Below are 12,706 nucleotides of genomic sequence, written 5' to 3' on the forward strand. Positions count from 1 at the left end.
GCGAATTTGTATAATCATCGATCATCCATGGGTGATCCCGGCGTTCCCGACGCGGTTCAGTACGACTTGGCGAAGTACGCCGTCTCGACCGCCTCCTCGCCACAGAGGGCACACGTCTCGCCCTCGTGGATCGACTCGATGTCGCCGTCCGCACGCGACTCCTCGCCTTCCTCGAACGGCACGAGCACGATTTCGGCTGCGATCTGGTCTTTGACCTCCGCTTCACACGCCTCGTCGCCACACCACGGCGCCTTCACGTAGCCGCCGTGCTGGCCGATGGTGCCGAGGATCTCCGCGCGGTCGGACGCTTCGCGGACGTTTCCGTCCAGATTCTCCGCCGCGGCCGCGTAGAGTTTGGCGTACACCGTCTCGAAGCCCTCTTGCACGGTGTCGACGATGCCCCCGCGGTCCTCGCTCACCGACTCCCCGTCCGGTCGGTGGACGAGCGTCACCGACTCCTCGTCGACCTCGTTCGGCCCCACCTCGATCCGCAGGGGCACTCCCTTCAGCTCCCACTCGTTGAACTTGAAGCCGGGGTTGCGCTCGTCGCGGTCGTCGAGTTCGACGCGGACGCCCGCCTCCTGCAGGTCGTCGGCGATGCCCTCGGCGTAGTCGAGCACTGCGTCTCTGGTCTCGTCCTGCCAGATGGGGACGATCACGACCTGTTCGGGTGCGACCGTCGGCGGGAGCACGAGTCCCTGATCGTCGCTGTGGGTCATCACGAGCGCGCCGAGTGCGCGCCACGAGATGCCCCACGATGTCGTGTGCGCGACGCGTTCGGTCTCGTCCTCGTCGGTGAAGGTCATGTCGAACGCCTCCGCGAAGCTCCGGCCGAGGTAGTGGCTGGTCGCCCCCTGGACGGATTTGCCGTCGGGCATCAGCGCCTCGACGGTCGTCGTCGTCTCCGCACCGGGGAACTTGTCGTGTTCCGGTTTCTTCCCGCGGAGGACGGGGATGGCCAACACGTCCTCGTACACCGCCTCGTACTGGTCGAGGCGGGTCGTCGTCTCCGACCACGCGTCGTCCTCGCTCGCGTGCGCGGTGTGACCCTCTTGCCAGAGGAACTCCTTCGTGCGGAAGAACGGCTTGGTCTCGGTTGCCTCCCAGCGGACGACGCTACACCACTGGTTGACGCGCATCGGGAGATCACGGTGGCTCCGGATCCACCGGCTCAGATACGGCGCGATGATGCTCTCGCTGGTCGGCCGGACCGCGAGTCGCTCTTCTAACTCCTCGTAGCCGCCGTGGGTGACCCACGCCACCTCGGGGTCGAACCCCTCGACCACGTCCTTCTCGCGTTCCAGATACGATTCGGGGATGAACAGCGGGAAGTACGCGTTCTGGACGCCGGTCGCCTTGAATCGGGCGTCGAGTTCGTTCTGGATGGCTTCCCAGAGCGCGTACCCGCGCGGGCGCGTCACGATGAATCCGCTCATTCCCTCCGGGCCGTAGTTCGCAAGGCCGGCCTTCCGGACGACTTCGGCGTACCACTCCCCGGTGCTGTGTTCTTTCGACTCGGTGATCCCGAGTTCCTGATCGTCGGTCATTACCGAACGGTGACGGAGATGCGGCTTAAAACGTGCGAAGCCCCCCTACACCTGCCCTTTGCACTCGTCGGCGTAGCGGTCCGCCAACCGCGTCGGCTCCGGGAGCTTGTAGCCCCCACACAGCCGCTGCACCAACTCGACCGTCGTCTCGGCGCTCACGCGGTGCCCGGGGCTGACATACAGCGGGTTGATGATCGGGTTCGACTCGTACTGCCTGGACTGGTAGGCGTAGCCGAGCACCGTCCCCTCGGGGGCGTCCACCCGGTCGTCCGCGACGACGGGCGCTCGCCACCCCCCGGGCCGGCCGTCGGTGTCGCTCTCGACCCGTCCACAGAGGAGGCTCTTGGCGACGCCGAGACTCGGGGCATCGAGGACGACACCCAGGTGGGTCGCGAGGCCGGCCTGCCGGAAGTGGATGCGACCACTTCCGTCGAAAACCACGAGGTCGGGAGTCGACTCCAGCGTGTCGAAGGCGGCGAGGATCGCCCCTCCCTCGCGAAAGGAGAGGAGGCCGGGGACGTAGGGTACGGAGAGATCGGTCACGGCGTGGGCGCGTTCGATCACCTCGCCGCCACGGAGGCAGACGACGGCGCTGACCGCCCGGTCGTCGTCGAGGAAGGCCTGATCGACGCCGGCGACGAGGGGTCGGTCCCCGGTGAGCGACGCGTCGCCGCCGACGGCGACGGCCGTCGGGTCGAACCCGAAGTCGTCGGCGAACCGAGCGGCGTCGGCGACCCGCCGCTGGAGCGCCTCCATCTCCGCGCGGGACTGGGCGGGATCGGGAACGAACTCGGGTCGGTCCGGCGTCACGGCAGGATCACCGTCGCCCCGGACCGCCGGGGCCACCCGGACCGCCCGGACCGCGACCGCCGCCGAAGGTCAGGCGGTCCGGGACCCGTTGCGGTTGCTTGATCCGCTTGCCGTACGCCAGTCCGATCACCAGGCCGATGAGGTGAGCGAGGTGGGCAACGTTGCCCTGTCCCACCGACGCGGCCGACTGTGGCTGGAGGAAAAAGAGCACGGAGATGACGGCGAAGGCACCGGTGAACAGCCACAGGGGGATGGGGATGATGAAGTAGAGGTAGATCCGAAGCCCCGGATTGAGCACGGTCAACACCCCGAGGACGGCGAAGATGGCGCCGCTGGCGCCGACGACCGAGACGCTGCCCGCGCCGAGGACGATGCTGGTGACGGCGAATCCGAGACCGGCGAGGGCGCCGCTCGCGAGAAACAGGGCGGTAAAGCGCCGCGATCCGACGTATCGCTCGACGAGCGGCCCGAAAAAGTACAGCACGATGCTGTTGCCGGCGATGTGGTAGAGCCCGCCGTGGGCGAAAATGGAGGTGAGCCACGTCCAGACGTACAGTAGGCGGTCCGACTGGAGAACGAACAGCGTCTCCATCGCCCCGCGTCCGAACAGCCCACCGACCAGAAACTGGAGGGCGAAGGTGATCCACATGAGTGCGAGAAACAGGTACGCGACGTTGCCACGGAAGTAGCCGAGGACGCCCCCCGTGCCGGTCAGGGTGCCGATACGGTCACCGAGGCTCCGGCTCCCCCCCTCGTCGCGGACGCTGTCGTCGAAACCGCTGTCGAAGACGCCGGAGGGATCGTTCCACTCGTTCAGGCCGGGACACTCGTGGTTCTCGGGCAACCGATGTTCGGCACAGAAGGTCCCCCCACAGCGCCGACACTGGTACGGCAGGTTCTCGTGACTGCCGCACTCGTCGCACTGAGCCATTACCTGCCACTAACGGTGGCGCCGACAAAAAGGGGTGCGTTCGTCGACGGGGAGCTATCGACCGACTTCGTCGGTTCCCGGGTCGTCGCCGTCCGCGTCGTCCTCCTCGTAGTTCGACGGGACGACAGTCACGTGGTGGAGCCCGAGGCGCGCGCGTGAGTTCCCGCGAGTCGTACTCATACGACGACGTACGGCACCACCACGCAAAAAATTACTCATGCGCATAACACATCCCGAACGCTCGCGGCATAACCGAGGGGTATCGCGCCCCTACGCGAACGTCTCCTGATAGAGGTCGAGCGCGTGTTCGATGGCGTCTTTCGCGGCGGCTTTGTCCTCCCAGCCGAGCGTCTCGACTTCCTTGCCCTCCTCGAGGTTCTTGTACGTCGAGAAGAACTCGTCTATTTCGTCGATGGTCTGCTGGGGGATGTCCTCGAGGTCCTGCAGGTGGTCGAAGCGAGGGTCCTCGGTCGGGACGGCGATGACCTTGTCGTCCTGTTCGCCGTCGTCGTCCATCTTCATGAGCGCGATGGGGCGGGCTTCGACGATACAACCCGGGAACGTCTGGTCTTCGACGAGCACCAACACGTCGAAGGGATCCTCGTCGTCGTAGTACGACTGGGGGATGAACCCGTAGTCGCTCGGGTAGTGGACGTTACTGTGGAGGACGCGGTCGAGGACGACGCCGGGCACGTCCTTGTCGTACTCGTACTTGTTGCGCTCGCCTTTGAGACACTCGACGACCGCGGTGATGGTCTCGGGCGGGTTCGGGCCGGGTTCGAGATCCGTCCACAGGTTCACCATACCGATACGACGGCCGAAGCGCCAAATAGTCCTTTCGGGACACGCCGACAACACGAATGAAAAAGTACATGAACGGCTGGTCCCGAGAACGTGCCACTGTAATGAACGGTCGGCCGGACGTGCCGGTCGCCCGTCCCGCACCGGGCACGCGACGAGCCAGCTGTCGACGACCGGGCAGTCGTCGGCACGATACGTCGATTCGAACTGGTTCGACGAGCGATGTGTCCGTGATTAATAACGTCGTATTCGACCGACCCACGCTCCCTCGTGAGCGTTGACGGCCAAGTTGAGAAAGGTTAAATATCCCCGTGACATTTCGATAAGCATGTCAGAGGCACAAACAGTCAGCAGTGACCCCGGCATCGTTCGCGACCTCACCGCGTTCCAGCACAACATCCTCGTTATTCTCGCCGAGGAACCCATGTACGGTCTGGCGATCAAACGCCAGCTCGAGGAGTACTACGGCACCGAAGTCAACCACGGCCGCCTGTACCCCAACCTCGACAGCCTCGTCGACATGGGCCTCGTCGAGAAGAGCGAACTCGACAAGCGGACGAACCAGTACGAACTCACCGAGGACGGCCACGAAGCGGTCCTCAACCGGATGAACTGGGTGCTCTCGAAGTTCGTCACCGACGACGATCGGGCCGAGTCGGTCCGCGATCTCGTCGACGCGCAGGGCTGAACTCGGGCATCGGCGTTTCCGTTACGGTGAAGACGTGTTCGAGCGACTGCTCTACCGCGTCCCGCTGGTCGTCGCTCGGCCACGCGTTCCGGGGGAAGTACTCCGTCAGAAACTCCGCCAGCTCCGCCGCCGTCGCCGTCTCCACCCGCCGGGTGTAGTGATTCCCCATGAAGTCGGCGAACGCCCGGGCGTTGGCGGCGTGGACCTCGCCGGCCCGCTCGGCCACCCGCTCGACCACCGCGGCGTTGTGGGCCTCCACTTCGTCCCACGCCTCGGGGTCGCCACTCCCCGAGAGCGGTACCTCGACTGCCCGGTCCGTATCCTCGATCCGATCCATCCGGGCCCTGTTGCCGTCGAGCCACTCCGCCGGATGTAGGACGAGCGTGTCGTCGCTCTCGCGGATGCGCGCCGTGAAGCCGTGTTCGGCGAGCCGTTCCTCCCGGTCCCGTTCGTAGGCCGCCGCTTCGGCGTCGTCGACCGCCCGGCGGGCGAGTCGGGTCAGTCGCTCCGCCGCCGTGACGACCTCTCGTGGCAGATCAGTCATCGTCGAGCGCCTCGTTTGCCAGCCCGTCCGCGCGGTCGTTTATTTCCCGCGGGACGTGTTCCAGCGACCAGCGGTCGAACGAATCGAGCAACTCCCGCACCCGGACGCGTCGCTCGCGCAGGTCCGGGTCGTTCGTGTTCCACTCCCCCCGAACCTGTTTGACGATCAGCTCCGAGTCGCCCCGTACGTCCACCTCGTCGAAGCCGTGGTCCCGGGCCACCGAAAGCGCCCGGATCAGCGCCTCGTACTCCGCGCGGTTGTTCGTCGTCCGCCCGATTGTCTCGCTCCCCTCGTCGGCGATGCCGTCGCCCGTGACGATGACCCAGCCCACCGCACCCGGGCCGGGGTTGCCGCGGCTTGCCCCGTCGAAGTAGACGTGTGCCCGGCCGCTCGATTCGGCCAGCAGGGCGGTCAGGTCCGTCGGCCGCGCGCCCTGGACGACCACCGAGTCGTCGTAGGCGACCGCGACCGCGTCGCCGCGTTCGGCGCGCCAGCGCTCGTGTTCCGTGTTCCCCGCCGCCACGTCGACGCCGGCGTCTTCCAGCCGGCGGCGCGCAGTCGCGGGATCGCAGTCGATCGTCGGCATTACCGCGTCTTGGGCGGAGCCGTTCATAGGGGTTGTCGTCCGCCGCGACACACCGGCGCCCGAGTTCGAAGACCCTTTTTGATCCGTTTCGAAACTCCCCTACCGATGGATGCCGCCCAGCCCTCCCGTTCCATCGAGACCGTTCGCATAGATAGCCACCGTCGCGTCGCGTACGCCGAGTACGGCGACCCCGCGGGCCGCGCCGTCCTCTTTTTCCACGGAACGCCGGGTTCACACCGGCTCGGCCGCCTGTTCGTCGACGCCGCGCGACGCCACGGCGTCCGGCTACTGGCTCCCGACCGCCCCGGCTACGGCGACTCGTCCCCGTGGCCGGAGCGCGATCTGACCGACACCGGCGCGTTCGTCGCGCCCGTCCTCGACGACGCCGGCGTGGATCGCGCCGGCGTCGTCGGCTTCTCAGGCGGCGGCCCACACGCGCTCGCGCTCGCTGCGACACACGGCGACCGCGTCACGTCGGTCGACATCGTCGCCGGCGCGACCCCGCCGTCTGCTCCGCCACCGACGCCCCCTGCCCAACGCCTCCTCTGCCGACTCGCGTCGACGACGCCGCGTCTCCTGTCGGGCTTTCTCAGCACGGGGGCGTGGCTCGCAATCCACGTCTCCCCGGCCGTCGTCACCGCCCAGTACACCGACGCGACGGACCGCGCGGCGCTTCCCGACGAGGTGGCGACGGTCGTCGCCCGGGACTTCGCCGACGCGGTGACGGCGTCCGGCCGTGGCACGATCACCGAACTCCGACTGCTGGCGTCGCCGTGGGACCTTCCGCTCGCGGCGGTCGACCACCCGGTTCGTCTCCGGCACGGCGTCCGCGATGCGAACGTACCGATCGACGGCGCCCGCGCCCTCCGCGATCGCCTCCCCGACGCTCGGCTGACCGCGGTCGACGACGCGGATCACCTCACTTCACTGCTCCGGAGTCGTGAGTCGGTCGTTGCACGCCACGCCGAGTGACGAAACGGTCCGGTCACGCCGAGCGCGACTCCCGCCCACGGTCGGCGCGTTCGGCGCCTGTCTCCGCCCCGTTCGTCGTCTACGTCCGCCGGCGCCTCCGGACGGTCGGCCACTGCATATCGTCCTTTTTTATAATTCTCCGCCGTGTGTATAGGGTCGCGTTAAGTTAGAGGATGAGGCGTTCGATTTCTGAGTGTCTATGGCAGAATCCGAACGCCTCAGCGAGTGTATCGAGTGGATCGACTTGTCGTTTGTGGAGCGCAAGCGGACTCCCGAGTGGGCGATTCAAGTGGGCATCCGGTGTCATCTCGCCGGCATGTCAACGAGAGATGCCAGTCAGTTTCTCGATGAGTTGGGAGTCCAACGTAGTCACGTCGCGGTTCACAACTGGGTGCATAAGGCTGATCTACAGCCGATTTCGACGGTGAGTGCGGATCAACTTGCGGTCGACGAGAAGGTGATCCGCATCAACGGCGACGACTACTGGCTGTACGGTGCCGTTGATCCCGAAACGAACGATATCCTGCAGTTTAGGCTGTTTCCGACGACGACGAAACAGACAACGCGATGGTTTCTGGCCGAGCTGCATCGGCAATATCGGCTCGATGGCGTCGAGTTCCTCGTCGACGATGCCGATTATCTAGTGAACGTTCTCGACGAAGACGGCTACCGATTCCGGATGATTTCACACGGGAATCGGAATGCTATCGAACGTGTCTTTTGGGAGATAGAACGACGAACCTCCTCGTTTGCAACTAGTTTTAGCCATGTCGAACCGCAGACAGCAGAATCGTGGCTCCAAGCCCTCGCCGTCCGGCACAATTCACGCCAAAGTTAACGCGACCGTGTCCCACGGCGAGGGAATCGGCGGCGTGCGGACGATCACCGCACGACCGCCCAGAACCGGCGGGTCCGGGGCACCTTCGCCATCAACGACGGCCGACTGCTGTCGAGGGGTTCGTCGTCGTCGTCGCTGCCCGGTTCGAGGATGTGACGCACGTCGAACCCGGCGTCGACGAGGGCGTCGTGGAGGTTGCTCACCGCCGTCCTGGCGCGGGGATTTCAAAACCCTTAACGCCGTCTCGCAGGTAGCGTCCGGTAGCGGGATGGGATAGCCAGGAGATTCCGCCGGGCTCATAACCCGGAGATCGGTAGTTCAAATCTACCTCCCGCTATTGTTCGGCCGACAACTGCGACCGAACGACCGCTCAGTAGATTTGAACTATGGAGTGAAGCGAACGGAGTGAGCGAAACGACCGTAGTTCAAATCTACCTCCCGCTATCTTCGAGCGGACTCCGCGCCCGAGGAGTGAGCCGTCCACTCGAACGTCTCTCAGTGGATTTGAACTAAGAAGTGACACGAACGGATCGACCCGGTCGCTCACCACAGTCCGTCGTTTTCGCCCTGCTCCGTCCGGCCCAGATACGCATAACAGTTCGGGCACTGGATGGGCCGGGCGCCGTGCCGGTCGGGTTCGCCGAGAAATCGGGTGTGGGAGTAGCCTCGCCCGCACTCCGCACAGGTCACGATGACGACCACACCGACCCGAATCGCCGCGGCCCCTTGGAGGTGTCTATCCGTCTTCTTCGTCCTCGCTCGTCGGCCGCACGAGGTTCGCGAGCGTGACGAGCACGCCGAATACCCAGCCGACGGGCACCGCGAAGCCGCCCCACATCGCGACGTACGCGAACCCGGCGAGTTCGAACCGCTGGCGGAGCAGGGTGTTCAGGTTCCGGTAGGTGAGGGCGTTGTCGAGAAGCCAGATGGCGAGCGTCTCGCTCCGCGGGAAGACGACGGTGGCGAGGGCCGGCGAGTAGAGTGCGGCCACCACGGGCGGGAGGAAGACGGCCACGACGGCGAAGGGGTAGGCGATCAGGACGGTTACGACGCGTCCCCCGAGCCACCGAAAAACGAGGGCGAGCATCGTCGAGACGACGGCGACGGTGCCCGCGGCGGCGACGGCGAAAAAGCCCTCGGCCGAGAATCGAACCCGCGCGAGCGCGGTCAAGGCACCCCAGACGACGATGGCGAGGACGACGGTGCCGACGGCGCCGAGGCGGGTCGCGGTCCGGTCGAATCGGCGGACGTGGAACCGGACGAGCAGCCCGAGGACGGCCAGCGGATAGCCGACGAGGAGCCCGAGCGCCCCGACGGCCGCCCACGCGCGGTACATCGCGCGCTCGCGCGTTGTCTCCGCCGTCCACCGGGAGACGACGGGATGAGAGTCGCGTAGCTGCGGGAAGAGCAGCGCCATCCAGAGGCCGTGGAGTCGCCGCAGGTCGTAGCCGATGTCGGCGACGAGGCTCAGTACCGTACCCATCGGCCCTCGATTCGGCGGGGCGGAGTGTTAACGGTTCGGAGTCGCCTCGCCCGATCGGTCCTCATAGGGGTTATCGTAACTGTCCAGAGATTCTCGCCGGACCGTCCCGGCGAGAATCTCTGATGACTTCCGATAATCCCTATCGGAAGGTGGTACCGATCGGCTAGTATCTATGATCAGTGAGACAACACATATGCGTTATCGTATCGACAACCACCGTCCACGATTCGGAGCGCTACGGACATCGCTGATATCGTCTCGGACGACTACGCCGCGGTCACGCCCGAAACGCGCGCCTCGAAGCTCGTCGGGGCGTTCGACGATCCGGCCGTCACGGGCGTCGTGATTCGGGGCGACGAGTTCGAGGGTGTCGTCATCCGCCGACGGATCGCCACCTCCCACCACTAACCGGGGGAGAAGGTCGGGTCGCTGGCCCATCGCATCCCCCAGCTCGCGCCGGACGAGGAGTTCTGACCCGTCGCTTCGGGTGGAGGGTGCCGGAGGGCTGATCCGACCGGCGGGAGCGACCGATACGTTGAACTTATTCTGACCCGTTAGATTCGACGGAATGATGCTTCCGACACACGCCATCGCGGGGATGGTCCTCGCCCTCCCGGTGGCGTACGCCCGCCCGGAGTTCGCCGCCGTGGCGCTCGCGGCCGGATTCGTCGGCGGCGTGGTGCCCGACCTCGACCTCTACGCCGGCCACCGGAAGACGCTCCACTATCCGGTGTACTACGCGCCGCTGGCGGGGGGTGCGCTCTTGCTCGCGGCGTGGCATCCGACGACGGTCACCGTCGGCGCCGCGTTCGCCCTCGCCGGTGCGGCCGCCCACAGCGCCGCCGACGCCTTCGGTGGCGGCCTCGAACTCCGGCCGTGGGAGGCCACCTCCGATCGGGCCGTCTACGATCACCACCGTGGCCGGTGGATCGCCCCCCGGCGGTGGGTGCGGTACGACGGCTCGCCGGGTGACCTTCTGCTCGCCGTTTCGCTCGCGCTCCCCCTCCTCGTCACGCTCGACGGCGGCTTCCGGCGAGTCGTGTTCGCCACTCTGGCCGTCGCCGTCGGCTACACCGCCGTCCGGCGCGTCCTCCCACGCCTCGCGGTCATAGTCGTCGACCGCCTCCTCGCGCCGGTCGTGCCGCCACACCTGTTGTCGTACGTCCCCGCGCGCTACCGGGAGGGGCCACTCCCGGAGACGGTGCTCGCCGACGACTAGCCACCTTGGCGGTGTGTGTTCCGTTCCCACGCGCTTGGAACGGCGTCCGCGCTTGATTGCGCCGACGGCCTAACGAGAGGGTACGAAGATCCTCGTGGCCGTCGACGGTTCCGACGAATCGAACGCCGCGCCTGCCCACGCCATCGACATCGCGGACGCGACCGGCGGCTCGATCTCTTGGACGACGTCGCGGCCTTCGCCGCCGATCGCGGGCGGACGGCCGAGACGGAACTCCTCTACGGCGCTCCGGTTCGAGAGACCACGACGTTCGCCGAGAGCGAGGGGTTCGATGCCATCTACGTCGGCCACCGCGGTCGCTCCAAGCGGACCGAACGGCTGGTCGGCAGCGTCGCGAAAGGTATCGTCGAACGGACCGACTGCACCGTGACGGTCGTGAGCTGATACGGCTTATTGTGAGCCAGTACCGGTCGTTTGCCGAGACGGTCCGGCGAACCACCGGAACACAGTTACAATACGCCGTATGAGGGGCCGGGCTCACTGGAACATCGGGGTCGCGGGCTGTTGTCGGGACTCCTGTTGGTACTGCTGGAGCTGTTCCGCGACCTGCTGCATCTGACGCTGTATCTCCTCGGCGCGCTCTCGAAGCTCCGTCGTGTCGATGTCAAACGCGACGAGGGGTTCGAGCGCCGTCTCGATGACGGCCTCGGCGGCCCCCGGATCGGGAATGTATGGGTTCGAGCGCACGACGAGGATCATCGCGGGTACGTCGGCGTCGTAACACGCCTTGAGGAGCGCGCCTGTCACGCCACCGATCACGCCCGGACCCTCGGCCAGCGTGACGCCCGCATCGGCCAGTTCCGCCTCCAGCGAGTCGGTCGTCGCGACGCCGACCACCTCGCCGAGTTGGGACTCGGACTCCGCGGGTGCGCCCGCGAGGAAGACGGCGCGGTCGAACAAGTCCGCCAGCTCCGTCACGACACAGCGACTCAGCGGCCGGAACGCGTTCGGCGGGATCGGCACGTCGCTCTGGAGGGTCAACACGTCCGGGTTCGTCCCCCCGTAGACACGAACCGGCGACCGAACTCGCCCCTCGTCGAACGACGCGACCGGCGGTACGTCGTCCGACGCGATGGTTCCGTAGCGTTCGAGCCCGAGTTGTGTCGTGATCCGGTCGACTGCGATAGAGGCGACCATGCCCAGACCGGGCAGCCCCTCGATGAGCGTCGCGGAGTCGATCGTACGGTCGGTCGTCCGTTCGAACTGTGTGGGTGAGGAGTCGTGGCTCACGGTTCGACACCGACATCGACGGGCGGCGACTAATGTTTACGCCTCCTTGCCACTCGGTGAGAACCCGCCCGCCAGTCGCGGTCGACGACGCGCGTGCCTCGCCCGCCAGCCGTTCGGGTGTGGTGATGACCGCGCGCTCGCCGCCCGCAAGTACGGTGTCGCCGAAATCGTCGACGTCCACGCCGACCGGCTGTGGCGCTACCCCGTCAACGTCACCGGCCGCTCGGCCGAGAGGAGAACGTCCCGGACGGTGCTGCCGAGCAACACCTTCTGGACCCCGGATCGCTTCCGCCCACCCATGACGATGCCGTCGACGGCGTGGTCTTCGGCGGCCCGGAGGATGCGCCGAGAGACTTCGCCCCCTCCGGCGACGCGTTCGACGGTCACGCCCGCCGCCTCCAGCGCATCGGCCGCCGCCACCGCGCTCTCGACCTCCGCGAACTCGTGGGGTGGGGCGCCCGCGTAATCCTGATGTCGGAAGACGTAGAATACGACCGCCTCGATGGCCGTCGGATCGCCCGGGAGTCCCGCGACGTACTCCGCCTGTCTGCGCGCCCGCTCCTCGCTCGCGTCGACGGGGACGAGTAGCCGCCGTGGCCCCTCACCGAGGCCGACCCGCTCGCCCGTGACCGTCACCGGCCGCTCCGTCGAGAGCAACACGTCGAGGACGGTGCTCCCGAGAAGGACCGTCGCCACGCCCGAGCGTTTCCGTCCGCCCATCACCACCTCGTCGGCGTCCACGTCCCCGATGGCGTCGACGATGGCCCGCGCGACGCTCCCGCCGTCGACGCGGCGGTCCACGTCCACGCCGGCCCGTTCCAGTTCCTCGGCGGCGGTGGCGGCGCTGTCGACCGCCGAGAACGACACCTCGTCGCGGGAGGTGAACTGATCCGGCGGCGCCACGTAGAGCACCGTCGCCGCGACGCTCCCCTCGGAATCGGGGAACCGAGCGACGTACTGCGCCTGGTGTCGCGCGCGGTTCGTGTTGGCGTCGACGGGGACGAGGACCCGATACATATCGCCATATAATTATTTCTTC

16 protein-coding genes, 1 tRNA gene and 1 pseudogene are annotated in these 12,706 nt (G+C 66.8%); 6 read left to right on the forward strand and 12 right to left on the reverse strand.

Annotated elements, in window-relative coordinates; translation table 11 throughout:
* Positions 1 to 56: 56 nt before the first annotated feature.
* The 5 genes from proS to HALNA_RS06965 all read right to left on the reverse strand — a co-directional run bounded on the left by proS (position 57) and on the right by HALNA_RS06965 (position 4,092).
* A complete protein-coding gene (gene proS / locus HALNA_RS06950) occupies positions 57 to 1,547 on the reverse strand; it encodes a proline--tRNA ligase (RefSeq protein ID WP_049935671.1) in 1,491 nt (496 codons plus the stop codon).
* A 45-nt stretch (positions 1,548 to 1,592) separates the two neighbouring features.
* Positions 1,593 to 2,357, reverse strand: a complete 765-nt coding sequence (locus tag HALNA_RS06955) for an endonuclease V (RefSeq protein WP_049937996.1) — start codon at positions 2,355 to 2,357, stop codon at positions 1,593 to 1,595.
* Positions 2,358 to 2,364: 7 nt separating this feature from the next.
* Positions 2,365 to 3,288 (reverse strand): rhomboid family intramembrane serine protease, encoded by a 924-nt coding sequence (locus HALNA_RS06960; RefSeq protein ID WP_049935673.1) that lies wholly within the window; start codon positions 3,286 to 3,288, stop codon positions 2,365 to 2,367.
* Between the two features lie 54 nt (positions 3,289 to 3,342).
* Positions 3,343 to 3,468: a hypothetical protein gene (locus tag HALNA_RS21340; RefSeq protein WP_281172103.1), complete on the reverse strand. Its 126-nt coding sequence runs from the start codon at positions 3,466 to 3,468 to the stop codon at positions 3,343 to 3,345.
* A 90-nt stretch (positions 3,469 to 3,558) separates the two neighbouring features.
* Positions 3,559 to 4,092: an inorganic diphosphatase gene (locus HALNA_RS06965; RefSeq protein WP_049935674.1), complete on the reverse strand. Its 534-nt coding sequence runs from the start codon at positions 4,090 to 4,092 to the stop codon at positions 3,559 to 3,561.
* 325 nt (positions 4,093 to 4,417) lie between these two features.
* Here HALNA_RS06965 and HALNA_RS06970 point away from each other — a divergent pair, with 325 nt between their 5' ends.
* On the forward strand, positions 4,418 to 4,777 hold the full coding sequence (locus HALNA_RS06970; protein WP_049935675.1) for a PadR family transcriptional regulator: 360 nt from the start codon (positions 4,418 to 4,420) through the stop codon (positions 4,775 to 4,777).
* Here HALNA_RS06970 and HALNA_RS06975 read toward each other — a convergent pair.
* Positions 4,722 to 5,321, reverse strand: a complete 600-nt coding sequence (locus tag HALNA_RS06975; protein ID WP_049935676.1) for a DUF7108 family protein — start codon at positions 5,319 to 5,321, stop codon at positions 4,722 to 4,724. The two genes, HALNA_RS06970 and HALNA_RS06975, sit on opposite strands and share 56 nt — an antisense overlap.
* Entirely contained in the window at positions 5,314 to 5,907 is a 594-nt protein-coding gene (gene rnhA / locus HALNA_RS06980) for a ribonuclease HI (protein ID WP_049935677.1), read from the reverse strand. Before rnhA ends, HALNA_RS06975 begins: the two co-directional genes overlap by 8 nt.
* A gap of 105 nt (positions 5,908 to 6,012) precedes the next feature.
* Between rnhA and HALNA_RS06985 the strand changes: the two genes are divergently transcribed.
* Together HALNA_RS06985 and HALNA_RS06990 are read left to right on the forward strand one after the other, a co-directional pair.
* Positions 6,013 to 6,879, forward strand: a complete 867-nt coding sequence (locus HALNA_RS06985; RefSeq protein WP_049935678.1) for an alpha/beta fold hydrolase — start codon at positions 6,013 to 6,015, stop codon at positions 6,877 to 6,879.
* 199 nt (positions 6,880 to 7,078) lie between these two features.
* Complete coding sequence (locus HALNA_RS06990; protein WP_049935679.1) at positions 7,079 to 7,717, forward strand: IS6 family transposase; 639 nt, start codon at positions 7,079 to 7,081, stop codon at positions 7,715 to 7,717.
* A 44-nt stretch (positions 7,718 to 7,761) separates the two neighbouring features.
* Here the strand turns inward: HALNA_RS06990 and HALNA_RS19875 are convergent, their stop codons facing one another.
* Entirely contained in the window at positions 7,762 to 7,920 is a 159-nt protein-coding gene (locus tag HALNA_RS19875) for a hypothetical protein (protein ID WP_157573474.1), read from the reverse strand.
* A gap of 59 nt (positions 7,921 to 7,979) precedes the next feature.
* On the opposite strand from HALNA_RS19875, the gene HALNA_RS06995 reads away from it, so the two are divergent.
* Positions 7,980 to 8,054 (forward strand) — tRNA-Met (locus HALNA_RS06995).
* 206 nt (positions 8,055 to 8,260) lie between these two features.
* On the opposite strand, the gene HALNA_RS19880 is transcribed toward HALNA_RS06995, so the two are convergent.
* Together HALNA_RS19880 and HALNA_RS07000 are read right to left on the reverse strand one after the other, a co-directional pair.
* Positions 8,261 to 8,419 (reverse strand): hypothetical protein, encoded by a 159-nt coding sequence (locus tag HALNA_RS19880; RefSeq protein WP_157573475.1) that lies wholly within the window; start codon positions 8,417 to 8,419, stop codon positions 8,261 to 8,263.
* Between the two features lie 34 nt (positions 8,420 to 8,453).
* Complete coding sequence (locus HALNA_RS07000; protein ID WP_049935680.1) at positions 8,454 to 9,200, reverse strand: hypothetical protein; 747 nt, start codon at positions 9,198 to 9,200, stop codon at positions 8,454 to 8,456.
* 568 nt (positions 9,201 to 9,768) lie between these two features.
* On the opposite strand from HALNA_RS07000, the gene HALNA_RS07005 reads away from it, so the two are divergent.
* Both HALNA_RS07005 and HALNA_RS07010 read left to right on the forward strand, forming a co-directional pair.
* On the forward strand, positions 9,769 to 10,419 hold the full coding sequence (locus tag HALNA_RS07005) for a hypothetical protein (RefSeq protein ID WP_049935681.1): 651 nt from the start codon (positions 9,769 to 9,771) through the stop codon (positions 10,417 to 10,419).
* Positions 10,420 to 10,513: 94 nt separating this feature from the next.
* Positions 10,514 to 10,821: pseudogene (locus HALNA_RS07010) on the forward strand (universal stress protein).
* A 93-nt stretch (positions 10,822 to 10,914) separates the two neighbouring features.
* On the opposite strand, the gene HALNA_RS07015 reads toward HALNA_RS07010, so the two are convergent.
* On the reverse strand, positions 10,915 to 11,667 hold the full coding sequence (locus HALNA_RS07015) for a proteasome assembly chaperone family protein (RefSeq protein ID WP_049935683.1): 753 nt from the start codon (positions 11,665 to 11,667) through the stop codon (positions 10,915 to 10,917).
* A 198-nt stretch (positions 11,668 to 11,865) separates the two neighbouring features.
* Positions 11,866 to 12,684, reverse strand: coding sequence for a universal stress protein (locus HALNA_RS07020; protein WP_049935684.1), 819 nt, complete (start codon positions 12,682 to 12,684; stop codon positions 11,866 to 11,868).
* Between the last annotated feature and the right edge of the window lie 22 nt (positions 12,685 to 12,706).

Origin of the sequence: Haloplanus natans DSM 17983 (assembly GCF_000427685.1) — an archaeon.
Taxonomy (GTDB): Archaea; Halobacteriota; Halobacteria; order Halobacteriales; family Haloferacaceae; genus Haloplanus; species Haloplanus natans.